The 21725-nt window shown below is 62.2% G+C and carries 26 protein-coding genes and 1 pseudogene; 16 read left to right on the top strand and 11 right to left on the bottom strand.

Annotated elements, in window-relative coordinates; translation table 11 throughout:
* Positions 1 to 196: 196 nt before the first annotated feature.
* The 3 genes from CR152_RS29755 to CR152_RS29745 all read right to left on the bottom strand — a co-directional run bounded on the left by CR152_RS29755 (position 197) and on the right by CR152_RS29745 (position 2972).
* Positions 197 to 418, bottom strand: coding sequence for a YMGG-like glycine zipper-containing protein (locus CR152_RS29755; protein ID WP_099881030.1), 222 nt, complete (start codon positions 416 to 418; stop codon positions 197 to 199).
* 27 nt (positions 419 to 445) lie between these two features.
* The gene (locus CR152_RS29750; protein ID WP_099881028.1) at positions 446 to 757 is read right to left on the bottom strand and encodes a BON domain-containing protein; all 312 of its coding nucleotides are present in this window, start codon (positions 755 to 757) and stop codon (positions 446 to 448) included.
* Between the two features lie 142 nt (positions 758 to 899).
* The gene (locus CR152_RS29745; RefSeq protein ID WP_099881026.1) at positions 900 to 2972 is read right to left on the bottom strand and encodes an AsmA family protein; all 2073 of its coding nucleotides are present in this window, start codon (positions 2970 to 2972) and stop codon (positions 900 to 902) included.
* Positions 2973 to 3157: 185 nt separating this feature from the next.
* Between CR152_RS29745 and CR152_RS29740 the strand changes: the two genes are divergently transcribed.
* The 7 genes from CR152_RS29740 (at position 3158) to CR152_RS29710 (ending at position 7730) form a co-directional block, all read left to right on the top strand.
* Positions 3158 to 3550 carry a DUF4398 domain-containing protein gene (locus CR152_RS29740; RefSeq protein ID WP_099881024.1) on the top strand — a complete coding sequence of 131 codons (393 nt, stop codon included), beginning with the start codon at positions 3158 to 3160 and terminating at the stop codon, positions 3548 to 3550.
* Positions 3551 to 3682: 132 nt separating this feature from the next.
* Positions 3683 to 4618: an OmpA family protein gene (locus CR152_RS29735; protein ID WP_099881022.1), complete on the top strand. Its 936-nt coding sequence runs from the start codon at positions 3683 to 3685 to the stop codon at positions 4616 to 4618.
* Positions 4619 to 4655: 37 nt separating this feature from the next.
* Positions 4656 to 5195 (top strand): ferritin-like domain-containing protein, encoded by a 540-nt coding sequence (locus CR152_RS29730; RefSeq protein WP_099881020.1) that lies wholly within the window; start codon positions 4656 to 4658, stop codon positions 5193 to 5195.
* A gap of 55 nt (positions 5196 to 5250) precedes the next feature.
* Positions 5251 to 5589, top strand: a complete 339-nt coding sequence (locus tag CR152_RS29725; protein ID WP_099881018.1) for an ElaB/YgaM/YqjD family protein — start codon at positions 5251 to 5253, stop codon at positions 5587 to 5589.
* Between the two features lie 18 nt (positions 5590 to 5607).
* Positions 5608 to 5994 (top strand): phage holin family protein, encoded by a 387-nt coding sequence (locus tag CR152_RS29720; protein WP_099881016.1) that lies wholly within the window; start codon positions 5608 to 5610, stop codon positions 5992 to 5994.
* Positions 5995 to 6019: 25 nt separating this feature from the next.
* Positions 6020 to 6412: a hypothetical protein gene (locus tag CR152_RS29715; RefSeq protein WP_099881014.1), complete on the top strand. Its 393-nt coding sequence runs from the start codon at positions 6020 to 6022 to the stop codon at positions 6410 to 6412.
* Positions 6413 to 6575: 163 nt separating this feature from the next.
* Entirely contained in the window at positions 6576 to 7730 is a 1155-nt protein-coding gene (locus tag CR152_RS29710; protein WP_099881012.1) for a patatin-like phospholipase family protein, read from the top strand.
* Positions 7731 to 7750: 20 nt separating this feature from the next.
* Here the strand turns inward: CR152_RS29710 and CR152_RS29705 are convergent, their stop codons facing one another.
* From CR152_RS29705 to CR152_RS29695, 3 genes are all read right to left on the bottom strand, one after another.
* Positions 7751 to 8158, bottom strand: coding sequence for a hypothetical protein (locus CR152_RS29705; RefSeq protein ID WP_229413696.1), 408 nt, complete (start codon positions 8156 to 8158; stop codon positions 7751 to 7753).
* A gap of 83 nt (positions 8159 to 8241) precedes the next feature.
* Positions 8242 to 8394 carry a DUF3309 family protein gene (locus CR152_RS29700; protein WP_099881010.1) on the bottom strand — a complete coding sequence of 51 codons (153 nt, stop codon included), beginning with the start codon at positions 8392 to 8394 and terminating at the stop codon, positions 8242 to 8244.
* Between the two features lie 75 nt (positions 8395 to 8469).
* On the bottom strand, positions 8470 to 8931 hold the full coding sequence (locus CR152_RS29695) for an outer membrane lipoprotein (protein WP_099881008.1): 462 nt from the start codon (positions 8929 to 8931) through the stop codon (positions 8470 to 8472).
* Between the two features lie 208 nt (positions 8932 to 9139).
* On the opposite strand from CR152_RS29695, the gene CR152_RS29690 reads away from it, so the two are divergent.
* The 6 genes and pseudogenes from CR152_RS29690 to CR152_RS29665 form a co-directional block, all read left to right on the top strand.
* Positions 9140 to 9688: a hypothetical protein gene (locus CR152_RS29690; RefSeq protein ID WP_099881006.1), complete on the top strand. Its 549-nt coding sequence runs from the start codon at positions 9140 to 9142 to the stop codon at positions 9686 to 9688.
* 61 nt (positions 9689 to 9749) lie between these two features.
* The gene (locus tag CR152_RS29685; RefSeq protein ID WP_099881004.1) at positions 9750 to 10064 is read left to right on the top strand and encodes a BON domain-containing protein; all 315 of its coding nucleotides are present in this window, start codon (positions 9750 to 9752) and stop codon (positions 10062 to 10064) included.
* Between the two features lie 66 nt (positions 10065 to 10130).
* On the top strand, positions 10131 to 11375 hold the full coding sequence (locus tag CR152_RS29680) for an AI-2E family transporter (protein ID WP_099881002.1): 1245 nt from the start codon (positions 10131 to 10133) through the stop codon (positions 11373 to 11375).
* 153 nt (positions 11376 to 11528) lie between these two features.
* A complete protein-coding gene (locus tag CR152_RS29675) occupies positions 11529 to 12452 on the top strand; it encodes a polysaccharide deacetylase family protein (protein WP_099882924.1) in 924 nt (307 codons plus the stop codon).
* Positions 12453 to 12458: 6 nt separating this feature from the next.
* Positions 12459 to 13718 (top strand): lipoprotein-releasing ABC transporter permease subunit, encoded by a 1260-nt coding sequence (locus CR152_RS29670; RefSeq protein WP_099881000.1) that lies wholly within the window; start codon positions 12459 to 12461, stop codon positions 13716 to 13718.
* Between the two features lie 453 nt (positions 13719 to 14171).
* Positions 14172 to 14413: pseudogene (locus CR152_RS29665) on the top strand (IS66 family transposase); the annotation flags it as partial.
* A gap of 9 nt (positions 14414 to 14422) precedes the next feature.
* Here CR152_RS29665 and CR152_RS29660 read toward each other — a convergent pair.
* From CR152_RS29660 to CR152_RS29640, 5 genes are all read right to left on the bottom strand, one after another.
* Positions 14423 to 15613 (bottom strand): serine hydrolase domain-containing protein, encoded by a 1191-nt coding sequence (locus CR152_RS29660; RefSeq protein WP_099880998.1) that lies wholly within the window; start codon positions 15611 to 15613, stop codon positions 14423 to 14425.
* A complete protein-coding gene (locus tag CR152_RS29655) occupies positions 15606 to 15785 on the bottom strand; it encodes a hypothetical protein (protein WP_157778824.1) in 180 nt (59 codons plus the stop codon). Before CR152_RS29655 ends, CR152_RS29660 begins: the two co-directional genes overlap by 8 nt.
* A 339-nt stretch (positions 15786 to 16124) precedes the next feature.
* A complete protein-coding gene (locus CR152_RS29650; RefSeq protein WP_099880994.1) occupies positions 16125 to 17057 on the bottom strand; it encodes a YihY/virulence factor BrkB family protein in 933 nt (310 codons plus the stop codon).
* A 62-nt stretch (positions 17058 to 17119) separates the two neighbouring features.
* Complete coding sequence (locus tag CR152_RS29645; protein ID WP_167400010.1) at positions 17120 to 18136, bottom strand: OmpA family protein; 1017 nt, start codon at positions 18134 to 18136, stop codon at positions 17120 to 17122.
* 240 nt (positions 18137 to 18376) lie between these two features.
* Positions 18377 to 18685 (bottom strand): hypothetical protein, encoded by a 309-nt coding sequence (locus CR152_RS29640; protein ID WP_099880990.1) that lies wholly within the window; start codon positions 18683 to 18685, stop codon positions 18377 to 18379.
* A 341-nt stretch (positions 18686 to 19026) separates the two neighbouring features.
* On the opposite strand from CR152_RS29640, the gene CR152_RS29635 reads away from it, so the two are divergent.
* The 3 genes from CR152_RS29635 (at position 19027) to CR152_RS29625 (ending at position 21678) form a co-directional block, all read left to right on the top strand.
* Positions 19027 to 19638, top strand: coding sequence for a winged helix-turn-helix domain-containing protein (locus CR152_RS29635; RefSeq protein ID WP_099880988.1), 612 nt, complete (start codon positions 19027 to 19029; stop codon positions 19636 to 19638).
* A 313-nt stretch (positions 19639 to 19951) separates the two neighbouring features.
* Positions 19952 to 20704: a glutathione peroxidase gene (locus CR152_RS29630; protein WP_099880986.1), complete on the top strand. Its 753-nt coding sequence runs from the start codon at positions 19952 to 19954 to the stop codon at positions 20702 to 20704.
* An 83-nt stretch (positions 20705 to 20787) separates the two neighbouring features.
* A complete protein-coding gene (locus CR152_RS29625; protein ID WP_099880984.1) occupies positions 20788 to 21678 on the top strand; it encodes a M90 family metallopeptidase in 891 nt (296 codons plus the stop codon).
* The last annotated feature ends 47 nt before the right edge of the window (positions 21679 to 21725 follow it).

Here is a 21725-nt window from a genome sequence, read left to right as displayed (position 1 = left end):
ACATAGGAGCGGGGGCGCTTATGCCGACCCATCGATAACGGCTGTCTGGCGACCTCGATCTCCGGGTCCTCGACGGTACGTGGATACATTCGCGCCAGCATCGACAACTTCCCATCGGCAGGCGTTTTCCTCCATCATAAAACAGCAGGCGTAAAAAAACCCCGCAAGCGGGGTTTTTCTCAATCAGGCAAACCGATCATTTCGGTGGCTTGACCTGGTTGCCGATCACGCCGCCGACGGCTGCGCCGCCAACGGTGCCGACCGCGCTGCCGCCGGTCAGGACGCCACCGACCACTGCGCCGGCACCGGCGCCGATGGCCGTGTTCTTATCCTGGGCCGACATGCCTGCGCAGCCACCTAAACCGAGCGCCACCGTGACCAGTGTCGCGCTCATGACCAGTTGCTTGATTGTTTTCATCTTGAACCTCTTTGAATTGCTTGTTGCTTATTTCATGCGGATGTCGTTTTTCACCGACTTCACACCTTTGACGTCGCGTGCGACCTTGCCGGCGGTAGCGATGCTGTCCTGGGCAGCAACGAAGCCGCTCAGCTGAACAACGCCTTTGAAGGTTTCAACGTTGATTTCAGCAACTTTCAGGGTCGGCTCGTTGAGGATGGCGGCTTTCACGCTGGTGGTGATCACGCTGTCATCAACGTACTCGCCGACGCTTTCTTTCTTGTCGGTCGAAGCGCAGCCGACAACAGTGGTCAGCATCAGGGCGGCGAGCAGGGTCGATACGATTTTCAGGTTTTTCATGGGGTGTTCCTCTATGGTGGTGGTCTATGTTGTTATGCGTTCGGTGGTGCGTGTCGCCCAACCGATACGTCTAGATTACGGTCTGGCGGGCGCGTGGTCTGTTCGGCAACGCACATAAGTGATAAAACGCAATTTTGTGACTTTATCGGCGCTTGCTCTTGCCCGGCGGCGGGGCCACCGGCTTTTCGCGCGCTTCGGCCAGCAGGCGCGCGCAGCCGCTGTCCTTGCCCGGTCCGGTGTTGACCAGCGGCAGCAGGGCGGCCGCCGGCGCCGCCAGGCCGAGCGCCACCGCGCCGCCCGCCTTCAGGGCCAGCACGCCCTTGTCGACGCTCACGTCGGGCTTGGAGAAGCTGCCGCGCACGTGCAGGGGCGAGCGCAGCGAAAAGATGCGCAAGCCCTTGGTCTTGGGGTTCAGGGTCAGGTCCATCTGTTCGTTGGCCAGGTTGATGGTGCCCTCGGCCGTGATGGCCGCCTCCTCGGTATCGACGACGAAGGTGCGCGTCTGCATCAAGCCGTTGGTGACCTGGAAATCGGTGGCCATGCAATTGAGCTTGACCTGCTTGTCGCCAAATAATTTGGTCAGCACGATGTTGCCGATATTGAGGCCCATCTGTTCGAGCAGCATCTTGCTCACCGTGCCTTCGTCGATCAGCGCCTTGATTTCGCCGTTGGACGCGCCCAGCAGGGAGGCGACCGAATTGCCGGTGGCGGACAATTGGGCGTCGCCGTTGATCTGGCCGACGGTCGCTTTCATTTCCTGAATCGAGGGAAACAGTTCCTTGATGCGGATGTGGCGCGCGCTGACCTTGGCGGTAGCCTTGATGGCTTGCTTGCCCTTGCCGCTGCCGTCGAGCTTGATGGTCGAGGTCATGTTCCCGCCCGCCATCTGGAAATTCAGCGGCGCCAGGTTGAGCACCCCATCCTTGAGGATCAGGTGGGTGTTCAGTTTGCTGATCGGCAGCTGCTTTTCGCGCACGATGCGTTCGGCCGCATAGCGCACGTCGGCGTCGATGGCGGTCCAGCGTTCGGTACGGAACGATTCGACCGGCAGCACCTTGCCGGCCGGCTGCACCGCGTCGACCCCGCGCGCTTCCTTGCTGGCGTTCGAGTCGGCGCCGACCAGCGGCCCCAGGTCGGCGAACTGCAGCAATTTCGACGATACGCTGCCGCTCAGTTTGCCGCGCGGCTTGCCGGTCTGGTATGCGAGGCGGCCGGAAATATCGCTGGAACCGACCTTGCCGGTGAATTTGTCGTAGACCCAGCTGCTGCTGGTGTCGCCCAGCTCGCCGGTCAGGCGGCCCTCGGTGCGAAAGGCTGGCGTTTCCGGCAGCAGCACCCCGGTCAGCGTATACAAGCGCGCCATGCTGGCGCCGGAGAGCTTCAGGCGCAGGTCGAGCGCGGCCAGCTTGGTCGGCTTGGTGACCGTGCCTTCGACTTCGATGTGGGTCTTGCCCACGCGCAGGTCGGCCTGCAGCGGGTAGGGCGTGGTCTGCTGCTTGAGCGAGAGTACCGCGCCAGCCTTGCCGCCGCCGGTGACCGGGCCGCCGTGGTAGGTGCCGCGCAGTTTCCAGCTGATGCCGTAGGCGGGGTCGGCGTTGACGGTGTCGACGTCGGCCGTCAGGTCGATCTTTTCGACCGCATCGTTGAACTTGACCACGCCCTTGGTGAAGATCACCCGTTCGAGGTCGAGCTTCCAGCGCGCCGGCTTGTCTTCCTGGTGGAAGGTCCAGTTGTTCTTGCCATCCCTGGTGCGGCGCAGGTCGACCGCCGGCGCGTCGAAGCGCAGCACGGGAATGGCGATGGTCTTGTGCAGCAGCGCGAACGGGTTCAGCGAAAACGAAAACTGCTTCACGCTGGCCATGTCGCCCGCCCCTAAGCCTGATGCATCCATGCCTTCGGGCTGGCCGACGTGAACATCGTTGGCGACCAGGTGCGGCCACGGCACCAGGTCGCGCCAGGTACGGTCGCGCTCGGCCATGACGGTGGCCGGTTTTTCCCAGCTCAGCTTGAGGTCGCCCGCCACCGTGAACGGGCGGTCGATCGCTTCGCTGGCCTTGGCATTGAGCCAGGGCCTGGCCTTGTTCCAGTCGTAGGTGAGCAGGATGGCCAGTGCGATGGCGGGAATGGCGACCAGCACGGCAAGGATGGCGAGAATGATTTTGGTGCGGCGCGCGGGCGGGGTGCGGCCGGAAGGGATCGGGGCGGCTTGACTCATGACTATCCTTCTGGTGAAAGTAGGAGCAGCTTAAGCGATAAGGGTAGCGCTCTTGTGTACGTTAGCGCACGGTCGCAAGTGCCATTGCGCGCAAAACATTTGCTATGTGCGGCAGCGAACCGAACTTGCCAATAAATCAGCTTATAACGTTATCACGACATCATTACACCTCATGGAGAAACCCGATGAATGCACAAATCAAGACACACGTCAGTAAAGTACTCTGCGCCGCACTGGTTATGACACTGGCCGCTTGCGCCAGTTCGCAAAAAGCACCGGCAACGGCCGATGTGGCCGTGTCGAAGAACGCGGTTGAAAACGCAGTGAGCGCCGGCGCCGCCGACCTGGCTCCTGAAGAAATCAACGCAGCCCGCGCCAAGATGATGCGCGCCAACGAAGCCCTGGCCGCCAAGGATTACAAGCTGGCACGCGAACTGGCGACCCAAGCCCAGGCCGACGCCAAGCTGGCACAGAGCAAGGCCAATTCGACCAAGGCCACCACCGCCGCCAACGCACTGCAGGATGACCTGCGCGTGCTGCGCGAAGAAGTCGACCGCGCCAACAAGCCACAACAATAAAAACAGATTGACGCCGCGCGCCCTCACAGCGGCAGCGCAGGCCGACCGGTCCGCGCACAGTACCACCCAGAGCACAAGAAAACGATTGATTACCGCGCCAAGTGCGCCACGACAAGAAAAGGAAACACCTCCATGAAACATACATTGATCAAGTCCGCCATCCTCGCCTCCGTCCTCGCGCTGGGCGCCTGCAGCAGCGTGCCGACCACCACCCCGTTGCTCGATGAAGCCCGTGGCGCTTTCGTCGCCGCCAACAACAATTCGCGCGTGTCGACTTTCGCACCGCTGGAATTCAAGCAGGCCAGCGAAGCGCTGGAACAAGCCAACGCCGCCGCCGCCCGCAAGGATAGCCTGGAGCAGATCGACAAGCTGGCCTACCTGGCCAAGCAAAAGATCGCCACCGCACAAGAAGTAGCCAAACAGAAGCAGGCTGAAGCCGATATCGCCGCTTCCGGCAAACAGCGCGACGCCGTGCGCCTCGAAGCGCGCACCGTCGAAGCGGACCGCGCCAAGATGGATGCCGCCTCCGCCAAGGCCGCCGCCGCCGCCGCCAACGCTGATGCCGCCGCCGCCCAGAACCAGGCTGCCGCCGCGCAAGGCCAGGTTGCCGCCGCCGAAGCCCAGACCCGCGAAGCCCAGGCCCGCGCCGCCCAGCTCGAAGCGCTGATGACGGATCTGCAAGCGAAGAAAACCGAACGCGGCCTGATCATCACGATCGGCGACGTGCTGTTCGGCGTGGACCAGGCCAACCTGACCCCGAACGGCCAGGCCACCCTGCGCAAGCTGGCCGATGCATTGGCACAGAACCCGAACCGCACCGTCCTGGTCGAAGGGTTTACCGACAGTACCGGCAGCAGCGCGCATAACCAGCAATTGTCCGAGCGCCGCGCCACCTCCGTGCGCGCCGCCCTGGTCGAGATGGGTATCCCGCGCGACCGCGTCGCCATGCGCGCTTACGGTGAAGCATTCCCGGTCGCCGCCAACGACACGGCCGGCAACCGCCAGATGAACCGCCGCGTGGAAATCGTGCTGTCGAACGAAGGCGCGGCGATCGCCCCGCGCCGTTAATACGAACACAATCGCAACAGATATTTAAGGAATCATCATGGAACAAACCACCAAGCCACTGGCGCACGGATTCGACGTGCAAGCCATCCGCCAGGCAGCCGCCAATCTGGACGACGGCGCCGTGACGGACGGCTACGCCGCCGACCGTGAAGCGGTCATCAACATGCTCAACGATGCGCTGGCCACCGAACTGGTGTGCGTGCTGCGCTACAAGCGCCACTACTACACCGTCAGCGGCGTGGGCAACGGCCCGATCAAGGCCGAGTTCCTCGAGCACGCGCAGCAGGAGCAGGAACACGCCGACTCGCTGGCCGAACGTATCGTCCAGCTGAACGGTTCGCCGAATTTCAATCCGGCCACGCTGACCGCGCGCAGCCACGCCGAGTACGACGATTCGGACGATGTGCAAGCCATGATCCGCTCGAACCTGATCGCCGAACGCGTGGCGATCGAGTCGTACCGGCAAATGATTGCCGCCATTGGCGACAAGGACCCGACCACCAAGCATCTGTTGATCAGCATCATGGCGGTCGAAGAAGAGCACGCAGACGACATGCGCGATCTGCTGGCGCATTAAGAGCAAAAAGAGAAGCACTTTTCAGATTTTTTTCAACCCACCACTGGAGTTCATCATGTTAGATACCAATACCCGCACCAACGGCTCGGCCAACCTGAACGGCAATGTGAACGCAGTCCAGACCGATGTCAAAACCCTGGTCAAGGATGCACAGACCCTGCTGTCCGCAGCGGCCGCACTGACCGGCGAGAAAGCCGAAGACATGCGCGCACGCGGCATGGAAATGCTGGACGTGGCGCTGGGCAAGGCATCGCAAGTGCAAGGTCAAGCCATCGTCAAAGGTAAGGAACTGGCGCACACCGCCGATGTCTATGTTAAGGACAACCCATGGCGCACGATCGCTGCAGCAGCCAGCGTCGGCTTGCTGGTCGGCGTGATCCTGGGCCGTAAATAATTCTAGCCGGGAGAAGCCATGGACAAAACAACTGCTGCAGTGCATGGCCCCGGCCTGATGGGCGGCCTGACAGGGCTGGCAAAAAATATCTTCGGACTCGTGGTGTCGCGCGTGGAACTGGCGGCACTCGAGTTGTCCGAAGTGCGCAATCATGTGCTCGAACTGCTGGTGGTCTTTTCGCTGGCAGTGCTGTGCGCCATGTTTGCGCTGGCCTACGGCACCGCGACAATCGTCGCGCTCGCTTGGGAAAGCATGGGCTGGAAAATCCTCCTGCTGATGTTTGCCGTGTTCATCGCCGTGACGATCGGCCTCGTGGTCAAGGCCAAGGCCATGCTCAAAGAGGGCAAGCTGGCTTTCCCCGAGACCATGAACGAACTCAAGAACGATCGTGACATGCTGCTGTAAGCGGCCATTCAGACGGGAGGATTAGATGGATAACATTATCGGGCTCGAAAAAAACCCGGGCAAGGGTGGGGTCAAGATCGATTCGGTATCTGAGCGCAAGGCGCGCCTGCTGCGCCAGGGCGACTTTTACCGCGTCGGCATTGCCCATGCCAAGGCCCAGATCAAGCACGATTCGCGTCCCGACGTGCTGTTTCACTCGGCGCTCGACCATGCGACCTGGGCGGTCCGCTCGCGGATCGACGCCGTGCTGCATCCGACCGGCATCAGCGTGGCGTCGATCATGCCGTACGCGGCAACCATCGTCGGTTTCATCACGCGGCGCCGGCTGATCAAGCCGGCGATCGGGGTGGCGGCGGTTGTCGGCGGCGTGGTCTGGTACCTGCAGCAACGCCGCACGCGGGACGCGCAGACCTTGTGAACTGCTTGGTGACCATGCCGGGCAAGCGAACCCGGCCTTGCAACAAGAACGGAAAAATATGGTGGGGCTTGAGCGGCGTCGTAATCTTCGGATTCGACGCCGTCTTTTTTTCCGCTCATCTCTTTCCTCTATACTCGATTCATCTTTTCATTCCGGCTATCCCATGACAGACATTAACAAACTCAATCCCGACAAGCTACGTATTGTTCTCGTTTTGCAAGGTGGCGGCGCCCTGGGCGCTTACCAGGCCGGGGTGTACCAGGCGCTGCACGAGCACAAGCTGGTGCCGGACTGGATCGTCGGCACCTCGATCGGCGCCATCAATGCCGCGCTGATCGCCGGCAACGAGCAATCGGTGCGCCTGGAAAAGGTCAAGGCTTTCTGGGACCGGGTGTCGCATCCCGATATGCTGGACATGGCCCGGGTCGACGACCGCCAGCGGCGCTCGAATATCTGGCTCAACACCTTCGACACCGTCATGCGCGGGGTGCCGGGCTTTTTCTCGCCGCGCCCGTTCAGCGGATTTCCCTACGGGATGACGGTGGCGCCCGAAGAAGCGTCTTTCTACGACACCCTGCCGCTGCGCGACACGCTCAGGGAACTGGTCGACTTCGACTACCTCAACGCCGAGGGCGGCATGCGCCTGACCGTCAACGCCGTCAATGTGCGCACCGGCGAACTGGCGCATTTCGACAGCGAGAGCGGGCAGCTGTGCGCCGACCATGTGCGCGCCAGCGGCAGCCTGCCGCCGGCGTTCGCCCCGGTGCGCATCGGCGAGGAACTGTACTGGGACGGCGGCCTGTACTCGAATACCCCGCTCGAATCGGTGCTGCGCGAGCTGCCCGGCGGCGATACGATCTGCTTCATGGTCGATTTGTGGAGCGCCGAAGGGGAGGTGCCGGTGACGATGGATGAAGTGAGCACGCGCCAGAAGGATGTGACGTACGCCTCGCGCTCGAAACGCCATATCGAAGATTACAGCGCGACCCACGCGCTGCAGCACAAGCTGCGCCAGCTGTACGCGCGCTTGCCGGAGGCCGAGCGCAGCGACGACGACCGGCGCGAACTGGCGGCGCTGGGCTGCGACGCCACCTTGCACATCGTGCGGATTCCCTACGCGGGCCACGACTGGCATATGGCGTCGAAAGACGTCAATTTTTCCAAGGGATCGATCGAGTGGCGCTGGGAGCAGGGCTATCGCGATGCATTGCGCGCGCTCAAGCATGCCGGGTGGCTGGCGATGGTGGCCGAAGAGACGGCCGTGGTGGTGCACGAATTGCCGCCGGAGCAGGACGACTGGGTCGCTGTCGCGGCGTAAGGACAATGACGGGGGCGGCCTCAGCCGCCGGCGGCTGCCTGGGCGCGCGCGCCGGCCATATCTTTCTGATAGTTCGCTTGCGCTTCCTTGTTGCAGGCGCTGCGTTCGGCGGCGGGCAGGGCGCGGCAAGCGCCTTTGGCTTCCTGCAGGGCCGCGCCCATTTCCTTGCGCAGGGTGCGCAGGCGCGCGTCGGGGGTCGTATCCTCGCGCGACCAGCGCGCCGGGTCGCCGCGGGCGATCTCGGCCGCTTGCTGGCGCGCGGTGGCGGCCGGCACATTCCGGTCGGTCGATGTCTGCGCCATCTGGGCGTGCGACAGGCTCATGCCCATCAAACAGGCCGAGGCCAGGGCGGCGCGCAGCGCGCGGGAAAATTGGGTGGTGGTGTTGCGCGATGCGCTTGGCAGCGCGTTCTTAACAGGCTGGCTCATGGCAGCTCCTTTTCTTATCGTGCGATATGGTGGGGCGGTGGGGCAAAAAAAACCGGCGCACGCGGCGCCGGTTTGTCGACTTCTTACAGGCGCCCGGTGATGAGCAGCACGATCAGCACGATGACGATCAGGCCGGTGATGCCGGTTGGACCGTATCCCCAACTGCGGCTGTGGTTCCAGGTAGGAAGGACGCCGATCAGCGCAAGAATGAGAATAACGAGAAGAATGGTACCCATGGTGGGCTCCTTAAAGGTGGTCGAGCTGGCGGGCAGTTCGTGTTTTATTGTAAGTGGGTGGGTAGTACGGTGAAATTAGTAACGGTAGACGCGGCCATCGACCAGACGCACGCGGTTGCCCACGCGCAGGTCGTACACGCTGTCCTGCACGATCGTGCGGGTTTCGCCATTTTCGAGGCGAACATGAATCTGGTACAGGTCCTGGCCGCTGCCCGCATTGCGGTTCGCTTCGACCTTGTTGCCGACGACGGCGCCGCCGACCGCACCGGCGACCGTGGCCGCGGTACGGCCGCTACCGCTGCCGACCTGGTTACCGACCAGCGCGCCGACGATGCCGCCGACAACCGCGCCGGTACCGTTGGTCTGGCCTTCGCTGCGGGTGACCTGGATCGATTCGATGGTGCCGTATCCGGCCGAGGACGATGCCGGGTTGTCGTAGCTGCCATTGTTGGCCGGGGTCGAGCTGGTGCTGGCGCAGCCGCCGAGGACGGCAGACGCGGCGACCACGAGTGCTGCGATAGTCTGAGTCGATTTCATGTTGTTCTCCTGACAAAGTGTAGAGCCAGCATAATCAGCAACAAACCCCGGGTCTGTGCGCTGCCGCACCCAGTCTGCTGGGGCTGGGTTTGCATCAACCTGTTGGGTTTTTGCCACTAATCGCGCTGTGTTCGCCAGCGTACAGATGTGTTGTTGCACTTCCCGTAAAACATAGCTCAGCGATGTATTGTCACCGGAGAAAAGCAAGATGAAGCGAGCAGTTACCCCAGCCCTGATCGGCGCCTTCCTGATGTCGGCCTCACTGGCCGCCAGCGCGGCCACGCCGGAAGCGAAAGCGGCGTACAGCCAGGCCAGGGATGCGGCGAGCGCCGCTTACAAGGTGGCACGCGCGCGCTGCGACACCATTACCGGCAACCCGAAAGAGGTCTGCGTGGAAGAAGCCAAGGTGGCGCGCGTGCGCAGCGTGGAAGAAGCCACCGCCATTTACAAGAACACGCTCAAGGCTTACACCCAGTCGCGCCTGCAGATTGCCGCCGCCAACTACGACCTCGACAGGGTCAAGTGCAAGGCATTGACGGGCAACGACAAGGATGTCTGCATCCAACAGGCAAAAGCGACCCTGATCGCGGCCCAGGCCGACGCCAGGGCCGACAAGAAAGCGATCGAAGCGCGCACCGATGCGCGCGACGATAAACGAACGGCCGAGTACAAAGTCGCGCTCGAAAAGTGCGACGCGTTCGCCGGAGCGGCCAAGGACACTTGTGTCTCAGCCGCAAAATCGCAGTACGGGAAGTAGAGCCGTCCTGCAACAGCTCACATCGAGCATCTTTTTTGAACCACCCACCAAGGAGTCCACCATGAAAATCGCAAAACGTCTGTCGTCCATGCTGTTTGCCGCTACCCTCGTTGCCACCATGGCAGGTTGCGCTTCGACTGCCACCAAAGAAGGCACCGGCGAATTTATCGATGACACCGTGATCACCGCCAAGGTCAAAGCTTCGATCTTCAACGACCCAACGCTCAAGGCGTCGGAAATCAACGTTGAAACCTTCAAGGGCGACGTGCAACTGTCCGGTTTCGTGGCTGATCCAGCCGATGCCACCAAAGCTGCCGATGTGGCACGCGGCGTGAAGGGTGTAGTATCGGTAAAGAACGACGTACGTGTGAAGTAAGCTGAGCTCTTCAGGCTGGCCCGCAGTGGCCGGCCTGTGGCGCCGGCTCTATAATGTGAAGATTTTATGCAGCTTGCAGATCCGATTCCGGCCCCCGCCAATGAACATCCCGCTCCTTCCGTAGAGAGCGCCGCCGTCAAGGCACCCCCCGCCGATCCCGGCGCGGAGCAGCACGATCCCCTGATTTCAAGCGCCGCGCACACCTTGCGCATCCCGATCCATGTCAACGCGCGCGGGCTGGCGCTGGGCATCATCGCGACGATTGCCTTTGTCTATGCGCTGCAGTGGTCGCAAAAATTCCTGGTCCCGCTCTTGCTCGGGATCTTCATCGCCTACACCCTCAATCCCGTGGTCCTGTGGCTCGAACGGCGCCTGCGCATCAAGCGCGCCATCGGCGCCACCATCGTCACGGTCGCCATCCTGGTCTTGATGGGCGGCGTGCTGAACCGGGTGCAGGGCGAGTTTTTCAACATCATCGATGAATTACCGACAATCACGCAGAAAGTCACGCGCCTGCTGACCAACGCCAGCGGCGGGCAGCCGAGCACGATCCAGCAGATGCAGGCAGCCGCCTCCCAGATCGAACAGGCCACCTCCAGCGTGGGCGGGCAGCGCCCGTCGGCGCGCAAGGCGGTGCCGGCGGCCGCCGCGGCCGGCGGCACGTTCAAGATCATGGACTGGGTGCTGGCCGGCTCGATGGGCTTCATCGGCTTCATCACCCAGGCCACGATGGTGGTGTTCCTGGTGTTCTTCCTGCTGCTTGCGGGCGATACCTTCAAGCGCAAGCTGGTCAAGCTGACCGGGCCGTCATTGAGCCGCAAGAAGGTCACCGTGCACATCCTGGACGACATCAACAGCTCGATCCAGAACTATATGTTCATGCTGCTCGTTACCAATACCTTGCTGGCGCTGATGATGTGGGTCGCCCTGCGCGCGCTCGGGCTGGAAAATGCCGGCGCCTGGGCCATTTTCGCCGGGCTGATGCACATCATGCCGTACTTCGGTCCGCTGCTGATCACCGCGTTGACAGGGCTGGTTGCCTTCATGCAGTTCGAATCGCTGGAAATGGTGCTGCTGGTCAGCGGCGCCTCGCTTGCCATCGCGACCCTGGTCGGCACCGTCATCGCCACCTGGATGACTGGCAAGATCGCCAAGATGAACCCGGCCGCCGTCTTCGTCAGCCTGCTGTTCTGGGGCTGGCTGTGGGGCATGTGGGGCTTGCTGCTGGGCGTGCCGGTGGTGGTGATGATCAAGGTCGTGGCCGAACGGGTCGAAGGCATGGAAGTGCTGGCCGAGCTGCTGGGCGAGTAAGTTCGGCCAGCCGGTTGGGCGACTATGACGACGGCGGGGCAGGGCGCGTGCCTTTGCGCCCGCCTCGCCGTATGTTAGGCTTGCAGATCGTCAATTCAGAAGTGCGCTTCGTCCATGCTCCAGTTTAAAAATTTCGCGATTAAAGATTTCGCGATGAAGCTCTCCAGCGTTGCCGCTGCCGTCCTGTGCGCCGGCCTGCTGTCCGGCGCCGCCGGTGCGCAATCGGTGGCCTTCAGCTTCGATGACGGACCGTCACTCGCCGAAACGCCGCGCCTGTCGCCGCAGCAGCGCAACCAGGCCATGCTCGACGCGCTCGCCAAACACAAGGTGAAGGCGGCGCTGTTCGTTACCGCCGGCAATGGCGCCGACAAGAGCGCCGGCCACGCGCTGGCACGCGCCTGGGGCGAGGCCGGCCACGCCATCGGCAACCATACGATGACCCATCCCGACCTCGACAGCGCCAAGCTCACCCTGGCGCAATACCAGCAGGAAGTGATGGACTGCGACAAGATCATCGCCACCTTGCCTGGTTACCAGAAATGGTTCCGCTACACGTATCTGCGCGAAGGCAACACGCCCGAGAAGCGCGACGGCATGCGCGCCTTTCTCGCCGCGCAGGGTTACCGCAACGCGTATGTGAGCCTCGATACCAGCGACTGGCGCCTCGACGATCACCTGACCGAACTGCTCGCCAAGAACAGCAAGGCCGATCTGGCGCCGTTGAAAAAAGTCTATCTGGCGCATGTGCGCCAGCGGGCCCTGGCTTACCGCGCCTTGTCGCAGCGCCTGCAGGGCCGCGACATCGCCCAGGTCATGCTGATGCATCACAACCTGATCAACGCACTGTTTCTCGATGACGTGATCGGCATGTTCAAGGACATGGGCTGGACCATCGTGTCGCCGGCCAAGGCCTTCGAGGACCTGGTGTATCAACTCGCGCCGCAACGTGCCGCACCTGGGCAGAGTTTGCTGTTGTCGATGTCGCGCAGCCTCGGGGTGGACCAATTTGATGGCTGGGAACGACTGGTCGACGATGGCGATGCCGATATCGCCAGCCTGAAAGCACAAGGATACTAAGAACACATGCTCGCCAATTTTCCTTACGAATTACAGATCGCGCTGCGTTACACCAGCGCGCAACGCCGCAGCGAACGCAATCCCATGCTGTCGGTCATTTCCCTCATTTCGGTGAGCGGCATTGCGCTGGGCGTCGCCGCGCTCATCGTCGTGCTGTCGGTGATGAATGGCTTCCAGAAGGAAGTGGCGGCCCGCATGCTGTCGATGATTCCGCACATCGAAGTCATCGACGAGCGTGGCGGCTTGCCGAACTGGGAGCAGACCCTGGCGCAGGCGCGCAGCAATCCGGCCGTGTCCGGCGGTGCGCCGTTCGTCACCCTGCAGGGCATGTTGCTGTACGACGAAACCATGCGGCCGGTGGCGGTGCAAGGCATTTTGCCGTCGGCCGAAAAGACCGTGTCCGCCATCGCCGAGCGCATGAAGGGCGGAAAACTGGACGATTTGCAGCCGGGCCGCTTCAATATCGTGCTCGGTTATGAGTTGGCAAACAAGCTGAGCGTGAAGGCAGGCGACAAATTGTCGCTGCTGGTGGCGCCGCAGGGTGGCAACGCGACGTCGTGGACGCCGCGCCGGCAGGTGTTCACGGTGACGGGATTGTTCAATGTGGGACATAACGATTTCGATTCCGGCGTGGCCCTGGTGCATATCGACGATGCGCGCGCTGTTGAACAGCTGGAGCTGCCTTCCGGACTGCGCCTGAGCTTGCACGATTTGCACCAGGCGCCGAAGGTGGCGCAGGAATTAATGGTGAGCATGCCCGAGCATCTGATGTTTCGCGACTGGACGCGCCAGAACGAGGTGTGGTTTGCGGCCCTGCAATCGCAAAAGCGCATGATGTTTTTGATTCTGGTGCTCATTATTGCGGTGGCGGCGTTCAATCTGGTGTCGACCCTGGTGATGAAGGTCAACGACAAGCAGGCCGATATCGCGATCCTGCGCACCCTGGGTGCGTCGCCGCGCTCGATCATGGCGGTGTTCATGATGCAGGGCGCTCTGGTGGGCGTGATCGGGACTGTGGCCGGGGTCGCTGCGGGCGTGCTCTTTGCGCTCAATATCGATGTGATCATGCCGGTGGTGGAGAAGCTGCTGGGCAGCAAGCTGCTGTCAAAAGAGATCTACTTCCTGAGCTCGGTGCCGTCGGACCCGCAATGGCAGGATGTGGTCATGATCGGCGGGGTTTCGGTGGCGCTGGCGTTCCTGGCGACCTTGTATCCGAGTTACGGCGCGGCGCGGATTAATCCGGCGGAGTCCTTGCGGTACGAGTAGAACATCACTGAAAGTTCCGATCAATAAACTCATGAAAACACGCACAGGGACCTTCTTCAACTTGCTCTCGACGGCACCTTTGATGTGATCGTCCATGGCTGTAATTGCCGGTGCCAGATGGGCAAAGGCATTGCACTGTCCATCAAACGGATTTTTCCCGAAGCGTTTGCAGTTGACCGAGCCACGCCGAAAGGCGCGGCGTCGAAGCTTGGAACAATTTCTGTGGCGGAGATCGAGCGACACGGACAGAAATGGAGTCGGGCCACCTCATGCAACAGGGCCGCCCGATCCGCAGGCCGCGTTCGGGCTGCCATCGCCAAGGACTCCAGCCTGTCGTGGTAAGCGGCTCCTGAGCGGCGTTGCATCTTTCGCGGCTCCGTGTTGTTGAACTCGGACCGGATTGTGTCGGCTTCTGAAACCGAAAGATACAACGCCGCTCAGGAACCGCTTATTCTCCGCGAGCGCCGGGCCGGCCTGCCGGTCTGCCTGGATCCCCCTGACGTATCGATCGACATGCATCATCTCGAGCGCGCTACGGGTCATCCCGATCGGTAAAAGGAATTGGCGGTTCAGCTGGACCGAGCCGGGCGCCAAGCACGTCGGTATTGTGCAAAGCTTGCCGGCCCACCTGTCGGCTGCATTACATCCATCCGTATGACTACGTCGTCGACGTGCTGCGGCGCGTTGGCCAGCACATGCGACAACTAGAGCGTTTGGCCGAACATGGGCGCGACCGCGCGCACGATGTTGCGGGCATTCGCATGCTGGTCACTCAGGTTGGTAAACACGATGATGGTCAGCTTCTGATCCGGGTAGCGCATGAAGTCGGTGACGTATCCGGGCATGCCGCCGGAGTGGTACACCCAGCGCTTCCCGTTCTGGGTCCGCAGCTGCCAGCCCAAGCCGTAGTAGATGCCGGTATTGTCGGCATTGGCCGCCTGCACCAGCACGTTATTGGTCCACATCAGGGCCAGGGTCGATTGCTTGAGGATCTTGTCGGTGTACAGCGCAGCATCCCACTTCGCCATGTCCATGGCACTGAGCTCGATCCCGCTCGCCGCCATGCCCAGGTAGACCGACATCGCGTCGGTGGTGACAAACGGGACGTGTTTGCCGTCTTTGAGCTCGTACCCGATGGCGCTGTCCGCGCGCGCCGGTTTCGGCGCGACGAGTCGCGCGCTGTGCATGCCCAGCGGCGTGAACACCCGCTCTTTCAAGAAATCGAAATAGCCCTTGCCGCTGACCCTGCGCACGACGATGCCGAGAATATCGTAGCCGACATTGCAGTACCGGTACTTGGTGCCCGGCTCCCAGCTCGGGGAATACGCCCTGAACCTGGCCAGCATGTCGTCTTCTCCCAGGATCCTGTTGGCAAAAATGTCCGCAAAGGTCGCATCGTCCGGGTATTCGGGCAGGCCGGAAGAGTGGTTCAGCAGGTGCCGAATGGTGATGCCGCTCCATTGCGGCGGCACCGCCCCGATGAATTTGTCGAGCTTGTCGTCGAGCGCTATCTTGCCCTCCTCTACGAGCAGCATGATGGCGGTGGCGGCGAACGACTTGCTGATCGAGCCGATTTCGAAGCGGTCCTCCGGTTTCACCGGGCGCGCCGTCTCCCGGTCGGCGTAGCCATAGCCCTTGCTGTAGACAACGGTGCCGTCCCGGACCACCACCAGCGTCATGCCGGGAATGCGCTGCTCGACCAGTTGCCCCTGCATGTACTGGTCCACTTCGGGCTGCGCCGTTTGCGTGACGCCCGCCGCCAGCGTGGTCACCGGCGCCAGCACGACATCGCCGGCTGGCGGCGCAGCACCACCCCCGCCGCCGCCGCCGCCGCCGCCGCAGGCGGCCAACAGGCTCGTGGCCAGCGCCGCGATGAACAGGGCGCGCCTATTCATGGATGGTTCCGATCGCGGCCGGTTTCACGGGCGTACGCACGACGCCGTCGCGTGGCCAATCGGCAAAACGGTAGATGGCAACCTTGTAGATACCCATAGTCTGGTCCTTGAATGCGAGTCCGTCGGTGACGGGGATGGTGAGTGGAGCGGCACCGGCCATGTCGCGAAACATGACACCGGGCGCCTGCATCGAAGCGTCGTACACAAACGTGATGACCGTGCAGTTCTTGCGCCACAGCGTCGCGCTGCACGCTGATCAACTCGGCTCGTCCGCCAGGGAAAACAAGGGCCATAGCGCCGGCACAAGAAAGTGTTTTTTTGATCATGGACGTGATATTAGCTTGGTTATTTCATAAAAAGGGGCATTCTTGTCCCTTTTTATGCAAAATCCAGGCCAGATCACTGCGTGCGCAGAGATGCGGTCACCTTTTCCTGAATGTTCCTGACCTCCGATACCGCTTTTCCCCCATCCTCATTGTCGACCACGAGTCTGTTCAAACGGTCATCTCGCTCAGCGAATCCGCGTCACCTTCGCCGCCGCCGTCTGCCCGCCACCGGTCACTTCATCCGGCTTGTGCTTGAGACTGCCCAATTGCAGCGCATACTGGCGGGCGAACTCCGCACCCAAAAAGAAAATCTGCGCCGAGTAATACACCCACAGCAGCAGGGCGATCATCGACCCGGCCGCGCCGAAGCTGTTGGCCACGCCGCTGTTACCGATATAAAGCCCTATGACAAATTTCCCCAAGGTGAACAAGGCCGCCGTCCCCAGCGCGCCGATGGTCACGTCGCGCCATGACAGCTTGATGCGCGGAAGCATTTTGTAGATCACGCCGAACAGGGTGGCGATCACCAGGAAGCTGATCCCCCACGATACCCACGACAGCAACACCGCCGCATCTTTCCACAAGCCGTTCATGTACTTTTCCAGCACGGCCAGCGCGGCGCTGACCACCAGCGAGACCATCAGCAAAAAGCCCAGCACCAGAATGAGCCCGAACGACAGCAGGCGCGTGCGCAGGATGTCCCACCACGTGGCGTCGGTCGAGGCCGGCACCGCCCAGATTTCATCCAGGCTATCCTTGAGCTCGGAAAACACGGTGGTCGCGCCGAACAGCAGCAGGGCGGTGGCGATGACGGTGGCCCAGATCCCGCTTTCCTTGTTTTGCGCGCCGGCGAGGACCAGCTGGATCGCTTCCGCGCCCTGCTTGCCGACCAGTCCCCTGAGCTCGTTGAGCAGTTGACCCTGGGCCGCTTCGGCTCCGTAGAAAAAGCCGGCGATGGCAATCACCAGCACCAGGATCGGCGCCATCGAAAACAGGGTGTAGAACGCCAATGCCGCGCCCTTGCTGGCGGCGCGGTGGGCGAACCATTCGGTGACCGCGCAGCGCATCACGCGTGCCAGTTGTTTGGAGTACGGCACCCATTCTTTGATTTCGATCATATGTCTTCCTAAAATTTGCGCGAGGGGCGCGCGCCCCCCGCAAAACAGGCCGCGGCCCTTGCTTATTGAACGCGGCGTTCGATGGTGATCTGTTCGACTTCGACGCGGCGGTTCGGTTCCAGGCACTTGATCAGGTCGGCGCGCCGCTTGTCGGTACAGGTGACGAGCGGGTTGGCTTCGCCCTTGCCGTAGGCTTTCAGACGGGCGCCGTCGATGCCCTTGGCGACCAGGTAGTCGCGTACCGCGTTGGCGCGCCGCTCCGACAGCTTGAGGTTGTATTGCTCCGAACCGAGGCGGTCGGCGTAGCCGGTAATGTCGACGTCGGTGATGCTCGGATCGGCCTGCAGCGCGGCGGCGATCTCGTCCAGCCGCGTCTGCGTCACGTTGAGCGTGGCGCTGTTGAAGGCGAACAGCTCGGTGGCGGTCAGCGTGATTTTCTCGAAACGGGCCGGCGCTGGCGGTGGCGGCGCGACCGGCTCCGGCGGCGGCGTGACGGCCGGTGGCGGCGTCGGCGCTGGCGGCGGAGCCGGCGGGGTCGGCTTGCTGAAGGCGTAGTTCAAGCCGATCGTCAGGTATTTGTTGTTGTTGCGGCCGAAGCCGAACGCAGCGTCGTCGCGCAGGCGCCCGCGCACGGTGCGCAGGTCGGCCTGCATCGACCACTGGTCCGTCATGCCGAGCTGAAAGCCGATGCCGGCGGTCGCGTAGGGAGACGTTTTGCTGACCCGGCGCAGCGGATTGTCGACCCGGTCGCGCTGGGCGCCGACGCCGATCAGCAGGAAGGGCCGGAAGTTCTGGCGCGACAGCATCAGCAGCGCGTCGGCGCCCAGCAGGGTCTGGCGATAGTTGTAGCGGCCTTCTTCGGCGCGGGCGTGGGTGGCGCCGATCTGCACGTCCCACATTTCGGAAAGCGGTTTGCCGATTTTGAGCCCGCCGCCGTAGTCGCGCTCGCTCACGCCGAAATCCTGGTCGGGCTTGAACGCGTTGGCGCTGGGCTGGATGTACCACGAGGGGTTGAGGTCTTGCGCAAAGGCCAGTCCGGCGCTGCACAACAGCGCCGCCGCTAGGGCCGTCTTTTTCATTCTGTTCACAGGGAACTCCTATTCGATGGGTCAGTAGATATGTCATCACTGATGCGAGGCAGTGTGACGTTCGACTTGAGATTAAGCGGGGGAGTTCAATGCAACCGTTCGATAGCGCACCGTGATGTTGGACTTGTCTTTTTAATACAACGATTTGTGCGAGTGCCAACAAAAATCGCGCCGGACCAGGCGCAAACCTGGTCCGGCGCGATATTGTCGCGCGAAAAATAGCCGAGGCTATTAGTTCGTTTTTTCCGGCACGACGATCACGGTGTCGCCGCCGGTCTTGCCGGTGTCGCCCTTGGAACCGTCCATGCCTGGTGCGCCCGGGGTGCCTGCAGCACCGGGGGTGCCGGTGGCGCCCGACGTACCGTCAGTACCGGCGGCGCCAGGTGCGCCAGGAGCGCCAGGCGCGCCGGCAGGGCCAGGTACGGCAACCGGAACTTCAACGGTTGGGGTAACAACCGTTGCAGGTGGGTTAACAGTGGTTTTTTCGCATGCGGTCAGACCGGCGATTGCCAACAGTGCTGCCAGAAGTGTCGTTTTCATGGTGGTTTCCTTTTATAAGTGTCTGGTGCCGGGCGGCAGGCAGACTGAACGTCAATGAAGTCATTGCACACACAATGTTGTGCGAACGGGGCCAGAATACGGTGTTGTATTGATGGAATCTGTACGCCAACGCACACAGCCGGGCCCGTCATCACAATTGCAACGATGAAAAGATGATCATAGGAAGTAAATTGTGCGAAATGTTCGATGGCGCACAGACCATCGATGTCCACGCAGGCAATCTTGTACCCAGATGTGCGGAACCGAATTATTGTCAGGCTGTCAAACGACATGTACCGGGTCCGGACGACATGACTATCTCTTCTCTTGGAGTACTCAACATGCATGCAACGACACAGCACCACAATGCGGCCCAAGGCGACATGACCACATTGCACACCTCCGCCAACTCCACCCTGATCGAGCGCGTCGCGCCCCAGCCAGCCGAGCGCGCCCCGATCTCGATGGCCCCGATCGAACGCGTGCGTTCGACATCGGCCACCCAGCGCCGCATCGAGAATATGCAAAAACTGATCGGTGAATTGTCGACGCACGAAATGCTGGCCGATGAAATCGCCTGGTTCCTGAAGTTTTCGCCGTCCGGCGCGCGTAAATACATCCGCGACCTGCGCGAAGCGGGCGTGATCGAACTGGCGCGCTATATCGAAGGCACCGCCACCTACCTGGGCAAGGCCGTGTACCAGATCTCGCCCGATCCGGAACGGGTCAAGGCTTTCCTGGCCGCGATCGTGCAGCCGAAACGCGAAGGCGCCGCACCGCGCAAGGAGCGTCCAGGCCTGCGCGAGCAAAGCATGGCAGGCACGGGCCGTCACTTCCATATCCTGGCCGATGACACCCACTATGCCATCCGCGTCAATCGCAGCCCGGTGGCGCGCGACCCCCTCGTCGCCGCCCTGTTCGGCGCGGCACCGTCGGCCAAAGAACAGGCTTGATGCCGCGCTGAGCGGTCCCCGCGGCGCCTGGCACCGCGCCTGCCGCCACCTCCCGGTTCGGTTGCAGGGCAGGGTCCGTTCACCTCTCGTATCGTCCAGACAGGGCCGGCGCAGTCCGGCCCCCGTTTTTGTGCGTGACCTTCGCGTCACTTTTCTTGTGTCCATCTGAGCGCTTCCCCTTCGCGGCAGTGCGGGTACAGGCACGTCTGCTGTTTTTCTGTCATCCCCACCAATTGAAAACCCCTGAACCAGCCCCACTTGTGGCGGTGCGGGGATGCTTTGCCGTCCCGATCACTCACCAGAAGGAACACCCATGTTACCGACGCCAGAATCGCTGGAAAGCAAGCCCGTGCCGAATGTGACGTTCAAGGCCAGGCCCAACGACCAGTGGAAAGATCTCACCACCGACGAGCTGTTCAAGGGCAAGACGGTGGTCCTGTTTTCGCTGCCCGGGGCGTACACGCCGACCTGTTCTTCCACCCATTTGCCGCGCTATAACGAACTGGCGCCCGTGTTCCGGCAAAACGGGGTCGACGACATCATTTGCATCTCGGTCAACGATGCCTTCGTGATGAACGAGTGGAAAGTCGGGCAGGATGCGGAAAATATCACCGTGATCCCGGATGGCAATGGCGACTTCAGCCAGGGCATGGGCATGCTGGTCGACAAGCGCAACCTGGGTTTCGGCATGCGCTCGTGGCGCTATTCCATGCTGGTCAAGGATGGCCTTATTCAGAAGGTGTTCATCGAGCCGGACAAGGAAGGCGACCCGTTCGAGGTGTCGGACGCCGAAACCATGCTGCGTTACATTAACCCGAACGTGCAGATCCCGGAACCGGTGGTGGTGTTTTCCAAGCCCGGCTGCCCGCATTGCGCGCGCGCCAAGGCCACGCTCAAGGCGCATGGCCTCACGTTCACCGAGATCGTGCAGGACCAGAAGATCAATGCCAGCGTGCTGCGCGCGGTGTCGGGCCAGTCGACCTGGCCGCAAGTCTTCATCGGCGGCAAGCTGATCGGCAATGCCGACGCGGTCGACGCCTGGTTCGGCGCTCCCAAGGCGGCGTAAGCCCCGGCCGCGCCACCCGGTCCCGCGCAGCGCCATGGCTGCGCCGGGCCTCGTTTTCGTACCCCACCCCGACAAGGAACAAGATGGAAGCGCTGCTCTGGACCACCGCCATCGTGGTGGCAATCGCGCTCGGCATGAGCTATCCCGGCTGGCGCCTCAAGCGCGCTCTGGCCCAGCCTTTTCCGCCGGCGTGGCTAAATATACTCGAACGCAATATCCCGATTTATCGGCGCATGCAGCCCGAGCTGCAGGCGCAGCTGCAGCGGCTGGTGCAGCAATTCCTGTTCCAGAAAAAATTCGTCGGCTGCGAAGGGCTGGAAGTGGACGACGAAATCCGCGTCACCATCGCCGGCCAGGCTTGCCTGCTGCTGCTTAACCGCTTCACCCGCGTGTACCGCAAGCTGCACACCATCCTGGTGTACCCGAGCGCCTTCCTGGTGCCGCGCAACCATGCCGACGAAGCCGGCATCGTCAACCCGGTGCGCCAGGAGCTGCTGGGCGAATCGTGGGGCGATGGCCGCGTGGTGTTGTCGTGGGACCACGTCCAGCGCGGCGCGGGCGACTGGACCGATGGCCAGAATGTGGTGCTGCACGAATTCGCGCACCAGCTCGACAGTGAATCGGGCAGCAACAATGGCGCGCCCTTCCTCGGCCATCCGGGCAGTTACCGCAACTGGTCCGAGGTGCTTTCGCGCGATTTCAACAACCTGCGCCACGAAGCCATGTTTCACCGTCAAAGCGTGCTCGACCACTACGGCGCGGTCAGTCCCGCCGAATTTTTTGCCGTTGCCACGGAAACGTTTTTCGAGAAGCCCTGGCAGATGGCCGAACGCCATGCCGACCTGTTCGACCAGTTCCTTCAATACTACCGGGTCGACCCGCGCGCCTGGCTGGCGCCGCCCGCCCCGGAACCGGACGCCGGGCACGAACCGGAGCCGCCGTCCTACGGCACCGTGTACGGGCAATGGCAATGAGAGTGGCGCTGTCCTGAATACTCGTTCATAATTGCCTGAAGCACTTT

The sequence above is a fragment of the Massilia violaceinigra genome, from assembly GCF_002752675.1.
GTDB classification, from domain to species: domain Bacteria; phylum Pseudomonadota; class Gammaproteobacteria; order Burkholderiales; family Burkholderiaceae_D; genus Telluria_A; species Telluria_A violaceinigra.
This window is presented reverse-complemented; position numbering and strand designations above follow the sequence as displayed.